Origin of the sequence: Agrococcus carbonis, from assembly GCF_900104705.1 — a bacterium.
GTDB lineage: Bacteria > Actinomycetota > Actinomycetes > Actinomycetales > Microbacteriaceae > Agrococcus > Agrococcus carbonis.
Genome location: NZ_LT629734.1, coordinates 574,113 through 592,932 on the forward strand (window position 1 = coordinate 574,113; position 18,820 = coordinate 592,932).

General features: G+C 73.8%; 23 protein-coding genes and 1 tRNA gene. 5 read left to right on the top strand and 19 right to left on the bottom strand.

Translation table 11 applies throughout. From position 1 onward, the window contains the following. Nucleotides 1–50: 50 nt before the first annotated feature. From smpB to prfB, 5 genes are all read right to left on the bottom strand, one after another. Nucleotides 51–527: an SsrA-binding protein SmpB gene (gene smpB, locus BLT67_RS02775; protein ID WP_092665623.1), complete on the bottom strand. Its 477-nt coding sequence runs from the start codon at nt 525–527 to the stop codon at nt 51–53. Between the two features lie 117 nt (nt 528–644). After that, a complete protein-coding gene (ftsX, locus tag BLT67_RS02780; protein WP_092665624.1) occupies nt 645–1,559 on the bottom strand; it encodes a permease-like cell division protein FtsX in 915 nt (304 codons plus the stop codon). Then, on the bottom strand, nt 1,556–2,293 hold the full coding sequence (gene ftsE, locus BLT67_RS02785) for a cell division ATP-binding protein FtsE (RefSeq protein ID WP_092665625.1): 738 nt from the start codon (nt 2,291–2,293) through the stop codon (nt 1,556–1,558). The genes ftsX and ftsE overlap by 4 nt, the downstream gene beginning before the upstream one ends. A 58-nt stretch (nt 2,294–2,351) precedes the next feature. After that, complete coding sequence (locus BLT67_RS02790; RefSeq protein ID WP_092665626.1) at nt 2,352–3,776, bottom strand: 4-hydroxyphenylacetate 3-hydroxylase N-terminal domain-containing protein; 1,425 nt, start codon at nt 3,774–3,776, stop codon at nt 2,352–2,354. A 2-nt stretch (nt 3,777–3,778) separates the two neighbouring features. Further along, a complete protein-coding gene (prfB, locus tag BLT67_RS02795) occupies nt 3,779–4,897 on the bottom strand; it encodes a peptide chain release factor 2 (RefSeq protein ID WP_092665627.1) in 1,119 nt (372 codons plus the stop codon). A gap of 261 nt (nt 4,898–5,158) precedes the next feature. On the opposite strand from prfB, the gene BLT67_RS02800 reads away from it, so the two are divergent. Continuing rightward, nucleotides 5,159–6,406, top strand: a complete 1,248-nt coding sequence (locus BLT67_RS02800; RefSeq protein WP_092665628.1) for an MFS transporter — start codon at nt 5,159–5,161, stop codon at nt 6,404–6,406. 39 nt (nt 6,407–6,445) lie between these two features. On the opposite strand, the gene BLT67_RS02805 is transcribed toward BLT67_RS02800, so the two are convergent. The 8 genes from BLT67_RS02805 to BLT67_RS02840 all read right to left on the bottom strand — a co-directional run bounded on the left by BLT67_RS02805 (nt 6,446) and on the right by BLT67_RS02840 (nt 11,316). Then, nucleotides 6,446–6,628: a hypothetical protein gene (locus BLT67_RS02805; RefSeq protein ID WP_092665629.1), complete on the bottom strand. Its 183-nt coding sequence runs from the start codon at nt 6,626–6,628 to the stop codon at nt 6,446–6,448. 103 nt (nt 6,629–6,731) lie between these two features. Continuing rightward, nucleotides 6,732–7,202, bottom strand: coding sequence for a pilus assembly protein TadG-related protein (locus BLT67_RS02810; RefSeq protein ID WP_092665630.1), 471 nt, complete (start codon nt 7,200–7,202; stop codon nt 6,732–6,734). Next, on the bottom strand, nt 7,199–7,708 hold the full coding sequence (locus BLT67_RS02815) for a hypothetical protein (protein WP_231945550.1): 510 nt from the start codon (nt 7,706–7,708) through the stop codon (nt 7,199–7,201). Before BLT67_RS02815 ends, BLT67_RS02810 begins: the two co-directional genes overlap by 4 nt. A gap of 7 nt (nt 7,709–7,715) precedes the next feature. Next, nucleotides 7,716–8,096 (bottom strand): TadE family protein, encoded by a 381-nt coding sequence (locus BLT67_RS02820; RefSeq protein ID WP_172801965.1) that lies wholly within the window; start codon nt 8,094–8,096, stop codon nt 7,716–7,718. Further along, the gene (locus tag BLT67_RS02825) at nt 8,096–8,284 is read right to left on the bottom strand and encodes a hypothetical protein (protein ID WP_092665631.1); all 189 of its coding nucleotides are present in this window, start codon (nt 8,282–8,284) and stop codon (nt 8,096–8,098) included. Before BLT67_RS02825 ends, BLT67_RS02820 begins: the two co-directional genes overlap by 1 nt. Nucleotides 8,285–8,294: 10 nt before the next feature. Next, nucleotides 8,295–9,230, bottom strand: a complete 936-nt coding sequence (locus BLT67_RS02830) for a type II secretion system F family protein (RefSeq protein WP_231945551.1) — start codon at nt 9,228–9,230, stop codon at nt 8,295–8,297. Further along, the gene (locus BLT67_RS02835; RefSeq protein ID WP_092665632.1) at nt 9,227–10,087 is read right to left on the bottom strand and encodes a type II secretion system F family protein; all 861 of its coding nucleotides are present in this window, start codon (nt 10,085–10,087) and stop codon (nt 9,227–9,229) included. Before BLT67_RS02835 ends, BLT67_RS02830 begins: the two co-directional genes overlap by 4 nt. Further along, nucleotides 10,084–11,316: a CpaF family protein gene (locus BLT67_RS02840; RefSeq protein WP_092665633.1), complete on the bottom strand. Its 1,233-nt coding sequence runs from the start codon at nt 11,314–11,316 to the stop codon at nt 10,084–10,086. The genes BLT67_RS02835 and BLT67_RS02840 overlap by 4 nt, the downstream gene beginning before the upstream one ends. 82 nt (nt 11,317–11,398) lie before the next feature. On the opposite strand from BLT67_RS02840, the gene BLT67_RS02845 reads away from it, so the two are divergent. Beyond that, entirely contained in the window at nt 11,399–12,289 is an 891-nt protein-coding gene (locus BLT67_RS02845) for an alpha/beta fold hydrolase (protein WP_092665634.1), read from the top strand. A gap of 65 nt (nt 12,290–12,354) precedes the next feature. Beyond that, nucleotides 12,355–12,690 carry a hypothetical protein gene (locus tag BLT67_RS02850; RefSeq protein ID WP_092665635.1) on the top strand — a complete coding sequence of 112 codons (336 nt, stop codon included), beginning with the start codon at nt 12,355–12,357 and terminating at the stop codon, nt 12,688–12,690. A 6-nt stretch (nt 12,691–12,696) separates the two neighbouring features. On the opposite strand, the gene BLT67_RS02855 is transcribed toward BLT67_RS02850, so the two are convergent. The 6 genes from BLT67_RS02855 to BLT67_RS02880 form a co-directional block, all read right to left on the bottom strand. Beyond that, nucleotides 12,697–13,635 (bottom strand): prenyltransferase/squalene oxidase repeat-containing protein, encoded by a 939-nt coding sequence (locus BLT67_RS02855; RefSeq protein ID WP_092665636.1) that lies wholly within the window; start codon nt 13,633–13,635, stop codon nt 12,697–12,699. A gap of 7 nt (nt 13,636–13,642) precedes the next feature. Beyond that, complete coding sequence (locus BLT67_RS02860) at nt 13,643–14,449, bottom strand: alpha/beta fold hydrolase (protein ID WP_092665637.1); 807 nt, start codon at nt 14,447–14,449, stop codon at nt 13,643–13,645. 76 nt (nt 14,450–14,525) lie between these two features. Next, complete coding sequence (locus BLT67_RS02865) at nt 14,526–15,230, bottom strand: flavodoxin family protein (protein ID WP_092665638.1); 705 nt, start codon at nt 15,228–15,230, stop codon at nt 14,526–14,528. A 107-nt stretch (nt 15,231–15,337) separates the two neighbouring features. Next, entirely contained in the window at nt 15,338–16,111 is a 774-nt protein-coding gene (locus BLT67_RS02870) for an SDR family NAD(P)-dependent oxidoreductase (RefSeq protein WP_092665639.1), read from the bottom strand. An 87-nt stretch (nt 16,112–16,198) separates the two neighbouring features. Then, on the bottom strand, nt 16,199–17,056 hold the full coding sequence (locus tag BLT67_RS02875; protein ID WP_092665640.1) for a 3-hydroxyacyl-CoA dehydrogenase family protein: 858 nt from the start codon (nt 17,054–17,056) through the stop codon (nt 16,199–16,201). A 48-nt stretch (nt 17,057–17,104) separates the two neighbouring features. Continuing rightward, entirely contained in the window at nt 17,105–17,905 is an 801-nt protein-coding gene (locus BLT67_RS02880) for an SDR family NAD(P)-dependent oxidoreductase (protein ID WP_092665641.1), read from the bottom strand. A gap of 76 nt (nt 17,906–17,981) precedes the next feature. Between BLT67_RS02880 and BLT67_RS02885 the strand changes: the two genes are divergently transcribed. Together BLT67_RS02885 and BLT67_RS02890 are read left to right on the top strand one after the other, a co-directional pair. Further along, nucleotides 17,982–18,064: transfer RNA gene (locus BLT67_RS02885), tRNA-Leu, on the top strand. A gap of 27 nt (nt 18,065–18,091) precedes the next feature. Beyond that, the gene (locus BLT67_RS02890; RefSeq protein WP_172801966.1) at nt 18,092–18,814 is read left to right on the top strand and encodes a DedA family protein; all 723 of its coding nucleotides are present in this window, start codon (nt 18,092–18,094) and stop codon (nt 18,812–18,814) included. The last annotated feature ends 6 nt before the right edge of the window (nt 18,815–18,820 follow it).

An 18,820-nucleotide genomic window follows, 5' to 3' on the forward strand; every position in this document is an offset into this window, starting at 1 on the left:
CCCTGCCGGCGACCCCATTCAATCGTCGAGCGCGCCCGATGTCGAACGGGCTACTCCCCCATGCGGTTGCGCGTGCGCATCGCGCGCTCGGCCTCGCGCTTGTCCTGCCGCTCGCGCAGCGCGTGCCGCTTGTCGTACTCCTTCTTGCCCTTCGCCACCGCGAGCTCGACCTTGGCGCGGCCGTCGGAGAAGTAGAGCGAGAGTGGCACGAGCGTGTAGCCGCCCTGCGACACCTTCGCCGCGAGCTTCTCGATCTCGTGCTTGTGCAGCAGCAGCTTGCGCTTGCGGCGCGGCGGATGGTTCGTCCACGTGCCCTGCCCGTACTCGGGGATGTGCACGGCGTCGAGCCACGCCTCCCCGGCGTCGACGTACGCGTAGCCGTCGACGAGCGACGCGCGACCGGCGCGCAGCGACTTCACCTCGGTGCCGGTGAGCACGAGGCCCGCCTCGACGCGATCCTCGATCGTGTAGTCGTGGCGCGCCTTGCGGTTCTGCGCCACGACCTTGTGGCCCTGTTCGCGAGGCATGGCTGGCTCCTGGTGTCGGGGTCGTGAGACGGGTCGGTGGTGACGGATGCGGCGGCCCGGCGGGCGGGCAGCCGTCCAGTCTAGCCCCACCGGCGCCTCGAGCGGCACCCGGCCGGGTCAGATGCGCAAGTACCTGCGGATCGCGACGGCCGCGGCGACCCCCGCGAAGAGCACGCCGATGCCGATGAGCACGGGCGCGACGAGCAGCGCGTCGTCGATCGTCACGATCGCGATCGTCTGCAGCATGGGCGCGACGTAGCCCTGCAGGAAGAAGTGCACGATGCCGACGACCGATGCGGCGGCGAGCACCGCCCCGAGGAGCGCCGCGACCACCCCCTCGATGATGAAGGGGGTCTGGATGAAGCGGTTCGACGCGCCCACGAGCCGCATGATGCCGAGCTCGCGCTTGCGCGAGAACGCCGAGAGCCGGATGGTCGTCGAGATCAGCAGCACCGCCGCGACGAGCATGAGCACCGCCACGCCGATCGCCGCGAGGCTCGCGGTGTTGAGCACCTGGAAGATCGGCTCGAGCAGCGCACGCTGGTCGCGCACCTCGAGCACCCCCGGCAGGGTCGAGGTCGCCTCCCGCACGAGGTCGGCGTCGGCCGGGTTCGCGGGGCGCACCCACAGCGCCTCGTTCATCGTCTCCGGGCTCGCGAACTCCGCGCTGGCGGTGCCGCCGAACTGGTCGATGAAGTGCTCGTAGGCCAGCTCGCGATCCTCGAACTCCACGTGCGCGACGTACGGTGCGATCGCGCCGCCCTCGAGCACATCCCGCACCGCCTGGATCTGCTCGGGGGTCGCCGCGGTCTGCGTGCACGTCTCGGTCGCGTCGACCGGCCCGCAGAAGTAGATGCCCACCTGCGCGCGGTCGTACCAGAAGCCCTTCATCTGGTTGATCTGCAGCTGCAGCAGGATCGCCGCGCCGACGAACGACAGGGAGATGAAGGTGACGAGCACGACCGACACCACGACCGAGAGGTTGCGGCGCAGTCCGTTCCAGACCTCCTGCGAGATCAGCTGCAGCCTCACGCGAGCTCCTCCTCGGGCACGGGCGCGAGGTCGTCGTCGAGGTCGACCAGGTGCCGGCGGTAGCTGCCGTGCGCCTCGTCCCGCATGATGACGCCCGCATCGAGCTCGACGACGCGCTTCTGCATCTGGTCGACGATCGACGCCTCGTGCGTCGCCATCACGACCGTCGTGCCGCCCTCGTTGATGCGTGCGAGCAGCGCCATGATGCCGGCGCTCGTCGAGGGGTCGAGGTTGCCGGTGGGCTCGTCGGCGAGCAGGATCGGCGGGCGGTTGACGACCGCGCGCGCGATCGCGACGCGCTGCTGCTCGCCGCCGGAGAGCTCGTGCGGGAGGCGGGAGGCCTTCCCGGCGAGGCCGACGATCTTGAGCACGTCGGGCACGGCCTCCGAGATGAAGCCGCGGCTCTTGCCGATCACCTGCAGCGTGAACGCGACGTTCTCGTAGACCGTCTTGTTGCCCAGCAGCCGGAAGTCCTGGAACACGACGCCGAGGTTGCGGCGGAAGAACGGCACGCGGCGGCTCGGCAGGGCCTTCAGCCGCTGGCCGAGCACGTGCACCTCGCCGCTCGTGGGGGTCTCCTCGCGGAGCACCATGCGGATGAGCGTGGACTTGCCGGAGCCGGAGGCGCCGACGAGGAACACGAACTCGCCCTTGAGGATCTCGAGCGAGATGCCGTCGAGGGCGGGGCGGGCCTTGCGGGAGTAGGTCTTCGAGACCTCGTCGAACCGGATCATGACCCACCGAGGCTACGGGCGATGCGCGCGCGACGCCGGGCACCCGCCCGGCGCGGCGTCATCTCCGCCAGCCGTCGAGGCGCCCGGTGGCGCGCGCGAGCCCCAGGATGCCGACGTGCGTGCGCTCCGGCTGGCCCCAGTAGCTGCGCTCGTAGAGCTCGTGCCGAGCGCCGAAGCCCGTGCCGACCGCGTCCCACAGCTCGCCCATGACGCTCAGCCGCTCGCGCGCATCCGCCCCGCCCGAGCCGCGCAGCAGCGGCTCGACGCCCGCGACCGCCTCGGTGCCGAGGGATGCGAGGGGCACCGGCAGGTGCGCGAACGCCGACGAGAGGGTCGTCTCGAGGGTGACGCGCATGCGCGAGTAGGCGTCGGGCGCGAGCGCCGAGAACGCCATCGCGGCCTCGACGCCGGGGCCGATGCTCTCGCCCGAGGGCTCGGCCTGCTCGATCATCGCGTCGCGCAGGCCCGCGACGGTGTGGCGGAAGGCGATGACCTCGCCGAGCGCCGCCTGCGCGCCTCGGCGCTCGTCGATGCCCATGATCTCGGCGGCCCGCACGGCGAGCCCGGCGATGTGCTCGAGCTTGGCCTCGAGCCGCGTCGCCGCCTGGAACGCGAGCCGGGCGTTCCACCCGACGGCGCCCCGGTTGAAGGCGCCCATCGTCTCGGCGTCGCGGATCACGACGTCCTCCCACGGCACGAGCACATCGTCGAAGACCACGAGCGCGTCGTGCTCGGCGAAGCGGTGCGCGAGCGGCTGGTCGTCGCGGGCCGGCGTGCCGCGCGTGTAGATGCGGATGCCGGGGGTGCCGACCGCGACCGAGCCCGCGAACGCGAACGCGTCGGTCTGCACCTCGCCGCCGAAGTGCGACACGAGCAGGCGCTGCGCGGTCGCGGCACCCGTCACGACGGCCTTCGCGCCGCGGATGACGACCCCGTCGTCGGTCTCGCGCACGACGTGCAGGAAGACATCCCCCACCTCGTCGGGCGGCAGCTCGCGGTCGACCGGCGGATTGACGAGCGCCTGCGCGTAGTGGGTCACGGCCCGCTGGTCGCGGTCGAGCATCGCGCGCACGTTGGCCTCGAAGCGGCCGAAGAACGACGGGTGCGCGGCCATCGACGTGACGACGCTGCCCATGAACTCGGGCGTGCGGCCCATCCAGCCGCGCGTGGAGCGTTGCCACGCCCGGATCGCCTCGCGCTGCGCGCGGAGGTCGTCGCGCGTCGCGGGCACCGCCCAGAACGCGTGCGTGCGGCCCGTGCCGTCGGCGGTCGGCGCGAGCAGCGCATCCGACCCCTCGGCGTGGAGCGCGTCGTACAGGCCCGCGATCGTGCCTGCGGCGCCGGCGAACGCGGGGTGCTCGGCCACGCGGTCGACCGGCTGCCCGTCGTGGACGACGACGCGGCCGTCGTCGAGGCTCGCGAGGTAGTCGGCGCCGGTCTGCGGCACGCCGGCGCCCTGCGCCTCGCTCGCGGCCCCGGCCACGATCAGTCCTCGGTCTCCTGCTGCTGGCGCTTGCGCCAGCGGATGCCCGCGGCGATGAAGCCGTCGAGGTCGCCGTCGAAGACCGCGCTGGGGTTGTTGACCTCGTGGAGCGTGCGGAGGTCCTTGACCATCTGGTACGGCGCGAGCACGTACGAGCGCATCTGGTCGCCCCAGCTCGCGGCGATGTTGCCCGCGAGCTCCTTCTTGCGGGCCGCCTCCTCCTCGCGCTTGACGAGCATGAGGCGGCTCTGCAGCACGCGCATCGCGGCCGCGCGGTTCTGGATCTGGCTCTTCTCGTTCTGCATCGAGACGACGATGCCGGTGGGGATGTGCGTGATGCGCACCGCGGAGTCGGTCGTGTTCACGCTCTGGCCGCCGGGGCCCGACGAGCGGAAGACATCGACGCGGATGTCGTTCTCGGGCACCTCGATCTCGTCGACCTGCTCGAACAGCGGCACGACCTCGACGGCGGCGAACGAGGTCTGGCGCTTGCCGGCGGCGCCGAAGGGGCTCATGCGCACGAGGCGGTGGGTGCCGGCCTCGACCGAGAGGTTGCCGAAGGCGTAGGGCGCGTCGATCTCGAACGAGGTCGACTTGATGCCCGCCTCCTCGGCGTAGCTCGTCTCGTGGACGGTGACGGGCATGCCGTGCTGCTCGGCGTAGCGCAGGTACATGCGCTGGAGCATCTCGGCGAAGTCGCTCGCGTCGACGCCGCCGGCGCCCGCACGGATCGTGACGACCGCGGGCAGCTCGTCGAACTCGCCGTCGAGGAGCGTGCGCACCTCGAGCTCGGAGACGAGCTTCTGCAGGCTCGCGAGCTCCTTCTTGGCCTCGACCTGCGTCTCCTCGTCGCCCTCCTCGTTCGCCATCTCGACGAGCACCTCGAGGTCGTCGATGCGCGACTCGGTCTCGGTGATGCGCTTGAGGTCGGCCTGCGCGTGGCTCAGCTGGCTCGTCACCTTCTGCGCGGCGTCCGGGTCGTCCCAGAGGTCAGGGGCGCCGGCCGCCTCCGAGAGCCGGGCGATGTCGGCGCGCAGGCGCTCCTCGTCGAGCACCGCCTTGATGTCGGAGAACGTGGAGCGCAGCTCGGCGATGGCGCCGCTGATGTCGAGATCGGCCATGATCCACCAGCCTACCGACGCGGGGCCGGGCGGCGGCACCGCGTCGCATCCTCTCCTCCGCCCGCTGGCCGATCCCGTGGGTGGTCACGACACGCCGTCGGCGCGGCCGGGGGTGGTCAGGACACGCCGGCCGCGGCCACGCCGGCGCGGCGTGTCCTGACCACCCTCCGCAGGGCACCCGACGTTGGGCGGGCGCCGCGCGGGGCGGTCGGCGTCCGAAGCGCCGATCGCGCGCCGACCACCACCCGTAGGCTCGGGCGCGTGAGCGGCGTCGATCAGTCGGAGCGGTTCCCGTGGCGGAGGGTCGCGGGCGCCGCCTTCGTGCCCACCGCGGCCTTCGCGATCGGCGAGGGCGCCGTCATCCCCTACATCCCGCTCATCGCCGGCGACCTCGGCGCCTCGCTCGCGGTGGCCGCCGTCGTCGCGGCGATGCTCACGGTGGGCCAGCTCGTCGGCGACGTGCCCGGCGGCTCGGTCGTCGCGCGCTTCGGCGAGCGCCCGACGATGATCGGCGCTGGCCTGCTCGTGCTCGTCGCGATCGCCCTGGCCTTCTTCTCGACCGAGTGGTGGATGCTCGGGGCCGCGATCTTCGTGCTCGGCCTCGGGCACGCGGTGTTCGCGCTCGCGAGGCACGCGTTCATGACGACGTACGTGCCGCTGCGGTTCCGCGCGCGGGCGCTCTCGACGCTCGGCGGCATCTTCCGCATGGGCATGTTCGTCGGCCCCCTCATCGGCTCGGCCGTGCTCGGGCTCGGCTTCGGCCTGAGCGCGGTGTGGGTGATCTGCGCGATCGGCACGGTGGTCGCGATCGTCGTGCTCATCGTGCTGCCCGACCCCTCGTCGGCGTTCGAGCGGACGCCCGTGACGACCGGTGTCATCGAGCTGCGCCAGGAGCGCACGGGTATCCGGCAGGTCGTGCGGCGGAACGCGAGGGTGCTCGCGACGGTCGGCGTGGGCGCCGCGATGCTCGCGCTCGCGCGGCAGGCGCGCAACGTGCTGCTGCCCCTGTGGGCCGTCTCGATTGGGCTCGACGGCGTGACGACGGGCCTCGTGATCGGCATCGCGGGTGGCGTCGACTTCGCGCTGTTCTTCATCTCCGGCTGGGTGATGGACCGCTTCGGGCGGCTGTGGAGCGTCGTGCCGTCGCTCGCCCTCATGGCCGCCTCGTTCGTGCTGCTCGCCGTCTCGCACGACCTCGATGCGGCGGTCATGTGGTTCGTCGTCGCGGCGATCGTGATGGCGCTCGGCAACGGGCTCGGCTCCGGCATCCTCATGACGCTCGGCGCCGACCTCGCCGATCCGCGGAACCCCGCGCCGTTCCTCGGCGCGTGGCGCCTGACGACGGATGCGGGCGGTGCGACCGCGCCGCTGCTCATCTCGCTGCTCATCTCCGTCGCCTCGATCGCGTGGGCGGCCGGCGGGCTCGCCGCGCTGTGCGTGCTGGGCGCGGGGATGCTGCTGCGGTGGCTGCCGCGGAAGCCGCGCGACGCCGGTCGCGGGCCGCACTGAGGGTCGGCCCGCGAGCAGCGCCGCGCGGCGCCGGCGCTCCTAGCCCGACATGCCGGAGCGCACCCACTCCTGCGCGCGCCAGAGCACGTTGTAGAGGTTGAGCGGCGCTTCGCCGACGGGCCGCCAGGGATGGCCGACACGCGCCGCCCACTCGGGGATGCGGCCGCAGCAGATGCGGTGGCCGAAGACGTCGAACAGGGTGTCGCAGAGCATGCCGCGCATGGAGGTGATCCTCTCGATGGTCGCCGCCCCCGGTCGGGGCTAGCGTTGGCAGCTCATGGCAGGAGCCTACCCGCGCGCCCGTCGGCGGCGGGGGCCGGCGCGCTCAGTCGACGAACACGGCGCGCGCGGTCGAGGTGACGTCGAGGCGGATGCCTTCGGGCAGCAGGAGCGAGACGACCGGCGGGCGCCATGCGCTCGAGACGGTCACGGTTGCGCTCCGCGCGTCGGCCGCAGCGCCCTCGACGCGCACGGCCGCGAGATCCTGCGCGGCTCGGGCAGCCCAGTCGCCGGCGGCGCGGTCGACGGCTGCGTCGGCGAGCTCGGGGCTCGCGGCCTCGCCGTCGAAGCGGACCTGCTCGAGCGCGAATGCCTCTGCGGCCGCGAGCGCCGCGCCGTCGGCGACGGTGAAGAGGCGGCGGCGCTCGATGAGGAGGCTCGTCGCGGCGGTCACCGCGATGATGAGCGTGAGCGCGAGGACGGCGAAGCCGAGCGCGAGCAGCAGCGTCGAGCCGTCCTCCTCGCGGGCGAGGCGGCGAAGCACCTGACGCACGCGATGCTCGAGGCGCGGCGTCACGGCGCGCCTCCGAAGGCCGACACGGGTTGGAGCGCGTGCGCGGCGACCGGGACGCCGAGGCCGACGTCGAGCTGCAGCACGGGCGGCGCGAGCGGCAGCGGCACCGTCGCATCGATGCGCACGCTCACCGTGCCGCGCGGGGTGTCGCACGCGGACGGCCGCGGCTCGCACGCGATGGCGACCGAGACCACATCCGGGCTGAGGCCCGCGTCGGTGATCGCCACGCGGATGGCGCGGTCGGCGGCGGCGAGGCCGGCGTCGTGCCCGTCGGCCTGTGCGATCGCGCGCGCCGCGTGCCGCGCGCCGCCCTCGATGCCGAGCACCGCGTGCTGGATCTGCCCGAGCGCGAGCACGAGGTAGACGAGCGGCACGAGCAGCAGGACGCCGACGGTGAGGAACTCGAGCGACGCGGAGCCGCGGTCGTCGGCGAGGAGACGCAGCCGGTGCCGAAACTGGAGCCGGTGCCGAAGCCGTGTCCAGAGCCGCGACCGACGGACGGCCGGCATCGTCCGCTCAGCCCAGCGACTCGACCGGCGCATGGCCCGCGACCTCCAGCGCCGTCGGCCCGATGAGGCCGAACACCGGCAAGGGAGCTGCGACGCGGATCTCGATCGTCTCGAGCCCCGCGACGGTCGCTGTCGACGCCGTGACCTGCTGCGCGTAGTCGGGCCCGATCGCGGTCGTGATGAGCTCGCGAGTGCGCACAACCCCGGCCGACGCATCCGCGCCGACGAGCGACGCGTGCCTAGCGCCCTCGGCGGCGGCGTCGGCGACGGTCGCTCGCACGTGGAGCGCGAGCGCGAGCTGCATGACCGAGAGCACGAGCGCGACGAGCAGGCCGGCGACCATCGTGAACTCGGCGACCGCCGAGCCCCGGTCGTCAGCCAGCCGCATCAGAAGCTGGTGACGCGCGCGATCGCCTGCTCGAAGACGCCCGAGAGGGCCGGCCCCGCGACCGTCCAGATCACGATCACGAGGCCCGCGGTCATGAGCGTCACCAGCACCCAGCCGGGCACGTCGCCGCGCTCTTCGGTGTGCATGCGCCCCACGAAGCGCTGGAATCGTCGGCTGATCGTCGACATGTCTCCTCCTTCAGAATCCGACCTGCAGCACGTGGATGCCCGGCCACAGCGCGAACGCCACCGTGGTCGGCAGCAGGCCGAACACCAGCGGCACGAGCATCGAGATCTCCTTGCGGCCCGCCGCTTCGAGCAGGCCGCGCTTCGCGGCGTCGCGCGCGTCGACGGCCTGCGCCTGCAGCGTCTGCGCGAGCGGCGTGCCGCGTGCCAGCGCGCCGCGCATCTGGTCGACGCTCCGCGTGACGCCCGGGTGGCCGAGCTCATCGGCGAGGCTCGCGAGCGCGGCCGAGAGGCTCGCGCCGGCCGCGGCATCGGCCACGACGCCCGCGAGCTCGCGGCCGAGCGCGCTGCGGCCTGCGCCGCCCACGCGCCGCAGCGCATCCTGCAGGCTCTCGCCGGCGGCGAGGCTGAGCGACAGGAACTCGAGGATCGACGGCAGCTCGCTCGAGATGCGCGCGAGGCGCCGCTTCGCGCGGCGCTGGAGCAGCCAGTCGACCGCGATCGCGCCGATCGCGGCCCCGAGCATAGCGAGCGCGGCGGGCAGCGCCACGTGGCCGCCCTGCATCGCACCGGCGACGCCGAGCGCGGCACCCACCGCGGCGCCGAGCACGCCCCAGCGCAGCTGCCGGCCGCGGAAGTCGGCGACGGTCTCCTCGGCGGCGGCCTGCCGCAGCCGGCGGCGGATCGCGTCCGGGGTCCCGAGCACCGCGTGCACGAGCGGCGCGAGCCGGTCGCCCACCGGCGAGGCGACGACGCCGAGCACCCGGGCGGGGCTCACGCGGCGGCGCGCGACGAGGTCGCGGGCGCCCGCGGAGACGTCGAGCACGTACGGCGCGACGCGGTGCAGGAGCACGGGGCGGCGCATCATCGGCGCGAGGCTCACGAGCATCCACAGGCCGAGGCCCATCGTGGCGCCGAGGATGAGGCTCCAGCCGGCCGCGCCGCTCACGCGAACCACCTCGCCTCGGTCGGCAGCGCCCCGATCCGCAGCATGACGCGGTAGGCGATGACGGTGACGATCGCGCCGCCGGCGATGAGCACGAGCCCGCCGGCGGCGTTGTAGGCCTGGGCGGCCTCGGGGCGCGTCGAGAGGATGAGCAGCACGATCCACGGGGCGGCGACGCCGAGCCTGGCCGCGCTCACGATCCAGGTCTGGCGAGCCTCGAGCTCGCCGCGCGTCGCCAGGTCGAGCCGCAGGTAGGCGGCGAGCTCGCGCAGCACCGTCGTGACCTCGGTGCCGCCCACCTCGCGCGCCATGCGCAGCGTCTCGATGATGCGGTCGGCGACGGGATCGGCGAGGCGGTCCTTCAGACGGTCGAGCGCGTACGCGAACGAGCCGGTCGCCCGGTGGTCGGCCGCGTAGGCGGCGAATGCGGGGCGCGTGATCTCGGGACCGGCGTGCTCGAGCTGCGCCACCGCATCCGGCAGCGCCAGACCGCTGCGCACCGCGGAGACCAGGTGGTCGACGACGTCGGGCCAGACGGCCGCGAGCGCGCGGCGCCGCCGCTTCGCCCGCCAGCGCACGGCGAGCACGGGCGCCGCGCCGCCGGCGACGAAGGCGGCCGCGGTGAGCGCGACGACGGGTGCGAGCGCGAGGGCGACGCCCGCCGCGACGACCCCGAGCAGGAGCGAGACGGCGCCGACGGCGAGCGGCGGGATGCCGTCGAGCCCGGCCTGGGTCAAGCGGTCGATGAGGCGCGGCCGCGGCTGCGGATCGACGGCGGCGCGCGCCCTGCGTGGCCACAGCCACGGGCTGATCGCGAGCACGACGCCGAGCCCCAGCGCCGCCCCCAGCAGCCACGTCATGCGGTCCCCCTCGCGAGCAGGGCGCGCGGATCGGCGCCGACGGCGTCGAACTTCGCGGTGCGCGCGGGGTGCGAGCCGGTCGCCTCGAGCAGCCCGTCGCGCATCGAGAAGAGCGTCGACGCCTCGATGACGCCGCCGGCCGCCTGGCCCGTGGGAGCGAGGATCTCGACCACCTGGCGGTTGCCGCGCGCGTCGATGGCGAGGTGGACGACGAGGTCGATGCACTGGGCGACCGTGGGCACGACGAAGCCCGCGTCGATGTTGCGACCCGCGAGCAGCGGCAGGGTCGTGAGCTTGCTCAGCGCATCGCGCGCCGAGTTGGCGTGGATGGAGCACATGCCGCTCACGCCGCAGTTCAGGGCGACGAGCAGGTCGAGCGCCTCGGCCTCGCGCACCTCGCCGACCACGAGCCGGTCGGGGCGCATCCGCAGCGACTCCTTCACGAGCCGGCGCAGCGAGATCTCGCCGGTGCCCTCGAGGGACGGCTGGCGGCACTGGAGGCCGACGATGTCGTCGACCGGCGGGTCGAGCTCGAACGTCTCCTCGACCGTGACGACGCGCTCGCCCGGGCGCACCGACGCGAGCAGGGCGTTGAGCATCGTGGTCTTGCCCGCGTGGGTCGGCCCGGAGACGAGGATGTTGCAGCCGGCGACCACCGCCTGCTTGAGGAAGCCCGCGGCCTGCTGGCTCAGCGCTCCGCGCTCGACGAGCGCCGCGAGGGACGCGAGCCGGCGGGAGAACTTGCGGATGTTGAGGCTCATGGCGCCGCGGGCGACGTCGCCCGACGCGACATGCAGGCGGGAGCCGTCGGGCAGCGATGCGTCGACGAACGGCGTGCTGAGGTCGACGCGGCGGCCCGTGGTGGAGAGCATCCGCTCGACGAGGTCGCGCACCTCGGTCTCGGTGAGCCGCAGCGGCAGCTGCTCGCTGACCCCGGCGCGCGCGCAGAACACGCGCGAACCCTGGTTCACCCACAGCTCCTCGATCTCGGGGTCGTCGAGGTAGGGCTGCAGCGGCCCGTAGCCCGAGACCGCGGCGAGCACGTCGCGCTCGGCCTGCCGCTCGTCGGCGAGCATCGGCAGGCTGCCGCCCAGCGAGCGCTCGGCGTACGAGCGCACCGCGTCGCGCACGTAGCGCTCGGCGAGGTCGCCGCCGCGCGCGAGGTCGACGCCGTCTCGGCGCACGCGCGCCCGGACGGACGCGGTGATCTCGGCGACGGCTTGGCGCATGCGGCCAGTGAAGCCGAACGCCCGGCCGGGCCGCGGAAGTTGTCCACAGCACCCGTTCCACGAGCGCCCCTACCCTCGAGCCATGCACCCCGCGCGCCGCACCGTCACGCTCCCCTGGGGCGACGTCTCGCTGCTCGAGTGGCTGCCGGCGGAGCCCGCGCGGGACGACGCGTCCGTCGTCGTCCTGCTGCACGGGGGCGGGCTCGACAGCGCGTGGCTGTCGTGGGGCGGGGTCGGCGGCGCGCTCGCCGAGGCCGGCCACCGCGTGCTCGCGCCCGACCTGCCCGGCTACGGCGAGAGCACGAAGGCGCCGTGGGCCGCGACCCAGCAGGCGCTCCTCGCGTGCGTCGAGCAGGTCGTCGACGCGCTCGGCCTCGAGCGGTGTGCGCTCGGCGGGCTCTCGATGGGCGGCGGGCTCGCGATCGGGCACGCCCTCGCGCACTCCGAGCGCGTGCGCGGCCTCATGCTGCTCGGCTCCTACGGCCTCGCGCCGACGCTCGTCGAGGGCCGGTGGTCGGCGCCCGCGCAGCTGCTGGCGTGGGCGGCGACGCGCGCCGGAGTGCTGCCCGTCATCACGCGCGCCACGACGCGCACGCCCACGGCCGTCGAGCGGAGCCTCCGCCCCGTGCTGCGCAGCGCCGCGCAGCGCACGCCAGAGCTGATCGGCGCCGTGCACGAAGCGGCACGGGCCGGCACGAGCATCGACGTCTTCGGCGAGTGGCAGCGCAGCGAGGTGGGCGCGCGGCGGCAGACGACCGCCTACGCCGACCGCCTCGGCGAGCTCGCGATGCCGGCGCTCGTCGTGCACGGCGCGCTCGATGCGGGCGTGCCGGCGGCGGTCGCCCGCCGCGCCGCAGCCGCGATGCCCCAGGCCGAGCTGCTCGTCGTGCCCGATGCGGCGCACTGGGTGCAGCGCGACCGCCCCGAGGTCGTCGTGCCGGCGATGCGGGCGTTCCTCGACGGCCTGCGCTGAGCCGGAAGCCCCCGGTTCTCGGGCCCGGCGGGGCGCCCGTCAGCCGCCAGTCCTAGGGTGACCGCATGGGCTTCTGGAGCGACGCATGGCGCACGGTGGCCGGCGCGCTCACGCGCTCGGGGCCGGATGCGTCGGGGACGCGGACGGGCCGGCTCCGCTGCCCGCGGTGCGGGCGACGCGCGCCGCGAGCGCCGCGGCGCGCGAGCGCGCGGCGGATCGCGGCAGCCGCGGCCGAGATCGTCGCGTACGAGCGCGTGCACGCCGACGACCCGTCGTGGGGCATCCGCGACGCGATCGCGCAGGCGCACGGGCTGAGCGTCGTCGACGTCACCGACGAGACGATCCGCCTGCGGGACGTCGCGGCCCGGGCGGCGCGCCGGCAGCCCACCGAGGGAGCGTGAGGCCGATCAGCCCTCCGCCCAGCGCAGCACCCGCAGCGCCTTGAGCGTGATCCAGCGGTTCGGCTCCCCGACCTTCCCGTAGTCGTTGACGGCGTCGCCGCCGTGCACGACGTCGAGCGGCCACGTGCCGTCGGGGAGCCGCTTCGCGTGCACGAGGTCGAGCGCCTCCTGCATGCGCTCGTCAGGCATCGCGCCGACCGCGCGGAAGTGCTCGAGCGCCCGCAGCGCGTCGTACTCGTGGCGGGGCGGGAACGCGAAGCGCGTGTAGGTGGGCTTCGGGATCTCGCCCGTCGAGCGCCGCCGCAGCAGGTCGCGCTCGAGCAGGTACGCCTCGCCCGAGGCGCGCGCGGCGCGGATCCGCTCGTCGTCGCGCACGCGCTCGACGGCCGCGAGCGCCTCGAGCACCGCGATCGTGGTGTCGAACGATGAGCGCACGCTGCCGTGCTCCTGCTCGCAGTTCCAGCCGCCGTCGGCCATCCGCTCGCCGAGCAGCCGCTCGACGATGCGGTCGTCGAGCAGCCCCGGATCCGCCTCGCCGTAGTAGACCGCGTTCGTCACGAGCGCGCCGTTGATGCACGGCTCGACCTCGCCCTCGAAGAACGGCTCGCCGTCGTACTCCCAGTGGGTGACGCGGGCGACATCGGCGATCGCCTCGCGCACCGCCGGCGCGTGCGGGTCGACGCCGAGGAGGCGCAGCTCGGTGAGCACGTGCGCGGTCGACGTCCACGGCTGCCCCGGCAGCGTCGGCGGCTCCTTCGGGAAGTGCGCGCCGCCGGCCCACTGCCCGTCGGGCCCGCGCGCGGCGAGCAGGGCCGCGCCCCACCCCTCGGTCGCGACCCGGGCGCGCTCGCGGGCCACAGCATCCGGATCCTCGTCGAGGAGGTCGGCGAGCACCTGCCAGCGGATCGCCGGATCGCCCTCGAGCAGCCAGTCGACGACGCTCATGCGCGCCTCAGCGCTCCAGGAACGCGAGCAGCGCGGCGTCGAAGTCGGCCGCGTGGCTGACGTTGCAGCCGTGCGGGGCGCCGGGGATGACGTGCAGCTCGCTGTGCTCGATCGTCTCGTGCGTGCGGCGGCCGGAGCCCTCGAGCGGCACCGTCTGGTCGCCGTCGCCGTGCAGCACGAGGGTCGGCACCGTGATCGTGCCGAGGTCGTCGCGGAAGTCGGTGGTCGCCCACGCGTCCATGCACGCGAGCGCCGCGGGCTGGTGCGACTGGCGTGCGAGCACGAGCGCCGCCTGCCGCTGCTCCTCGGTGACGCACAGCCGCTCGGCGTTCGAGAAGAAGCCGACGAGGAACTCGTCGAGGAAGCCATCGCGGTCGGCCTCGAGCGCATCGCGCATGCCGCGGTACGCCTCCTCGGTGAGCGGGCCGTCGGGGTTGTCGTCGCCGTGCAGCAGGTAGGGCGGCACCGCGGCCGCGAAGACCACCGAGCGCACCAGCTCGTCGCCGTAGGTCGACACGTAGCGCGCCACCTCGCCGCCGCCCATCGAGAAGCCCACGAGCGTCGCGTCGCGCAGGTCGAGCTGCCGCATGACGCCGTCGAGGTCGGCCGCGAGCGTGTCGTAGTCGTAGCCGTCGTCGGGCTTGTCGCTGCGGCCGAAGCCGCGCCGGTCGTACGCGACGACGCGGTACCCGGCGCGCCCGAGCGCATCCGCCTGCTCGGCCCACGACTCGGCCGAGAGCGGCCAGCCGTGGATGAGCACGACGGGCCGGCCGTCGCCGCCGCTGTCGTCGATGTGGAGTCGGACGTCGGTCATGGATGCCTCCTGTGGCTCGTCGGCGTCGGTCGTGGATGCGTGCGTGCGGGTGCTGCGCAGGCGTGGGTGCGCACGGTCAGCGGTACTCGGGGTTCTGGAACCCGAACCGCTCGCCGCGCTTCCACGCGTTGCGGTCGTTGCCCTCGGTGGGGATGCCGCCGCGCAGCATGCGCGCGAGGTGCAGGAGGTTCCACGCCATGATCGTGATGTTGCGCTTCGTGAAGTCGTTGTCGGCGCCCGCGCGCGAGCCGTCGTCGAGCTCGTCGCCGTAGCTCGGCCCGGGACCGGCCTCCCCCACCCAGCCGGCGTCGGCCTGCGGCGGGATGGTGCAGCCGATGTGCTGCAGCGCGTAGAGCACCTCGCGCGCCACGTGCTTCATGCCGTCCTCGTTGCCGCCCACGAGGCATCCGGCGACCTTGCCGTAGAAGATCGACTGGCCCTGGTCGTTCAGCTCACCCGACTCGCTGTAGAGCCGCTCGATCACGCGACGCGTGACGCTCGAGGCGTCGCCGAGCCAGATGGGCGTCGCGAGCACGATGATGTCGGCGGCGAGCACGCGCTGCCAGAGCTCGGGCCACGCGTCCTCGCTCGCGCCGTGCTCGCGCATGTCGGGCTGCACGCCGGGGGCGAGGGCGTGGTCGACGGCGCGCACGACCTCGACCTCGACGCCCTGCTGGCGCAGGATGCCGGCGCTCGCCTCGATGAGCAGGTCGGTGTGGCTCTCGCCCGGCGACGGGGTGAGCGTGCCGTTGAAGTAGATCGCGCGGATGGGTTCGGTCATGCGCCCCACGGTGGCACGGGATGCTGGAGGGCACCACCGGCGATCTGCCGATGGTGCCCTCCGTCCTGCGTGATGGTGCGCGACGCGTCAGCGCGACGCAGCGCGGATCACATCGCGCCGGTGTAGCCGCCGTCCACGTGGATCGTCGTGCCGGTGACGTACGACGAGGCGTCGGAGGCGAGCCACAGCGAAGCCTGCGCGATCTCGCGCGGCTGCGCGAAGCGGTGCAGCGCCGAGAGCTGCTTGGGGTACTCGACGGGGTCGAGCCCGAACTGCTCGATCGCGCCGCGGAGCATCGGGGTGTCGACGGCGCCCGGGGCGACCGAGTTCACGCGGATGCCGTGCGGGCCGTTCTCGACCGCGGCGGTCTTCGTGAGGGCGTTCACGCCGTGCTTCGCGGCGTTGTAGGCGACTGTCTGCGGCTGCACGCGGAAGCCCGAGGTCGACGAGATGTTGATGATCGAGCCGCCGTCGCCCTGGGCGAGCATCTGGCGCAGCTCGTACTTGAGCGTGAGGGCCGTGCCCTTGAGGTCGACCGACATGAGGCGGTCCCAGTACTGCTCGTCGATCTCGCTCACGAGGTTCTGGTCGGGCGTCAGCGCGGCGTTGTTGACCGCGACGTCGAGGCGGCCGTAGTGCTCGACGGCCTTCGCGACCATCGCCTCGACCTGCTCGCCCTTCGAGATGTCGACCTGCACGAACAGCGCGTCGCCGCCCTGCTCGCGGATGTCGGCCGCGACGGACTCGCCCTTCTCCTGGTTGAAGTCGGCCACGACCACCTTCGCGCCGGCCTCGGCGAAGAGCCTCGCGGTCGCCTCGCCCATGCCCATCGCGGCTCCGGTCACGATCGCGACCTTGTCCTGCAGCACCTTGAACGTCATTGCTCTGCCTCCTGACGCGGGCGGCGGATCTCGTCGCCCTCCGCGAGGGGCAACGCTCTGCGTATCGATCTATTCCAATTTTGAACGTTACGCCTCGAGCGCGTCGCGCGCGTCGATGAGCGCCCGCAGCCGCGTCGCGAAGCGCGCCGGGGCGTCGGCATCGCGCGGCAGGAACCCGCGGCCGGCCTTCGCGCCGAGGTCGCCCCGCTCGGCGCGCTCGCGCAGCATCGCTGGGGCGGCGGATGCGTCGCCGAGCGTCGGGAAGATGCCGTCGGCGACGCTCGTCCACACGTCGAGCCCGCCGAGGTCCATGACCTCGAACGGGCCGGCGAGCGCCCACCGCGGCCCGAGCCCGGCGGTGACGACCGCGTCGACCTGCTCGGCGCTCGCGACGCCGAGCTCGACGAGGTGCATCGCCTCGCGGTAGAGCGCCGCCTGCAGCCGGTTGGCGATGAAGCCCGGAACCTGCTGCGCGAGCGGCACCGCCGTCTTGCCGGCCGCCTCGAGCAGCGCGACCATGCGGCCGACGGTCGCCTGCGGCGTCGCCGGCCCCGGCACGACTTCGACGAGCGGCACGGTGTCGGCCGGGTTGAAGAAGTGGGCGATCACGAGCCGCGACGCGTCACGCATGCCGGCCGCGAGCGCATCCGCCCCGATCGACGACGTGTTCGAGGCGATGACCGCGTCGGCGTTGGCCGCCTCGACCCGCGCGATGAGCTCGTGCTTGAGCTCGAGCCGCTCAGGCGCCGCCTCGAGCACGATCGTCGCGCCGTCGACCGCGGCCTCGACGGTGTCGTGCGCGGATGCGCCGGCAGCGCGGGCGGCGTCGGCCGCGGCCTCGGCGCGCACGTCGAACACGCGCACCTCGTGGCCGGCGCGGGCCAGCACGCGCGCGATGCCCGCGCCCATGACGCCCGCGCCGAGGACGGCGATGGTCTCCTGCATGGCTGCTCCTGTCGGTCTCGATCGACGATGCCACAGCGGCGCGACGCGTCAGCGGCGCGACCGATCGGCGTCGCTGATGGGCGGCCGAGCGCCCGACGCCTCGACGCGCGCTCCGAGGCCCACACCGGCGGAGAGCCGATCGGGCACGAGCGGGATGAGCGGCGCGGCCAGCCGGTAGCGCCAGTCGCTCACGACGATCGCGCGCCGCCGGCGCAGCCCGCGCAGGCCGTCGCGCACGACCGTCGCCGCATCCGCCCACCCCGCCCGCGGCACGGCGTCGGGCGCGACGCCCATGCGCTCGTGGAACTCCGTGGCGACGAAGCCCGGCAGGAGCGCCGTGACCGCGACCCCGTCGCGGCGGTAGCGGGCGTGCAGCGATCGCGACAGCATGATGAGCCCCGCCTTCGCGGCCGCGTACGTGCCGCTCGGCATGCGGCCGGCGAGGCTCGCGACGTTGAGGATCCCGCCGCGGCCCCGCTCGCGCATGCCGGGCAGCGCCGCGTGCGCGAGCCGCAGCGGCACCCACGACAGCAGCTCGTGCACCCGCCGCTCCTCGTCGATGGCGGATGCGTGGAAGGGCTCGGCCACAGCGGTGCCGGCGTTGTTGACGAGCACGTCGACCGGCCGGTCGCCGTCGCGCAGGCGCGCGGCGACGCGCTCGAGACCCGCGGCGTCGGTGAGATCGGCGGCGAGCACCTCGGTCTCGACCGGCAGCCGCGCGGCGAGCGCGGCGAGTCGCTCGGCGTCGCGGGCGACGAGCACGAGGGCGAAGCCGTCGGCGGCGAGCTGGCGGGCGAACTCGGCCCCGAGCCCGGCCGAGGCGCCGGTGATGAGCGCGCGCATCTGCATGCGCTCAGCCTGGCAGAACGCATGGCCGACCCTGCACTGCCGCGTGGGTCGGCGCCAGTAGTCTGGAGACCCCCACGCGGGAGTGGTGGAATTGGCAGACACGCAGGATTTAGGTTCCTGTGCCCTAGTGGCGTGGGGGTTCAAGTCCCCTCTCCCGCACCGACGCACGACGCGAAGGAGCACCTCGTGCATCCGCTGCCTGCAGAGTTCCTCATCGACATCGAGGGCCTCATCTCCGGCGCGGGCGCGTGGGCGCTGCTGCTGGTGTGCGCGATCGTCTTCGTCGAGACCGGGCTCCTCGTCGGCTTCCTGCTGCCCGGCGACACGCTGCTGATCATCGCCGGCGTGCTCTCGTACACCGGCGTCATCCCGCAGCCGATCTGGCTCGTGATGCTGTGCATCTGGGGGTGCGCCGTCGCGGGCGACCAGCTGGGCTACTACATCGGCAAGAAGGCGGGGCCGCCGATCTTCCAGCGGCGATCCTCCGGGCTGTTCTCGCATCGCACGGTCGAGCGCACCAACCGGTTCTTCCTGCGCTACGGCGCCGCGGCCGTCATCATCGCGCGGTTCATCGGGATCGTGCGCACCTTCATGCCCGTCGCCGCGGGCGTCGGCAGGATGCCGTGGCCGCTGTTCCTCCGCCTCGACGTGCTCGGCGGGCTGCTGTGGGGCGCGGGGCTGCCGCTGCTCGGGTGGGGCGTCGCGCACATCCCGGGCGTCGCCGAGATCGTCACGGAGTACATCGACCTCGTGCTCATCGGCGTCGTCCTCATCGCGGTCGGCTTCATCGTGTGGCACGCGATCCAGTCGCGGCGCGAGGTCGAGCGGGAGATCCGCGAGGGCACGTCGACCGGGCCCGTGGAGACCCTCGACCTCTCGGGCACGAACGACCTCGGCATCGAGCGCTGAGGGCTC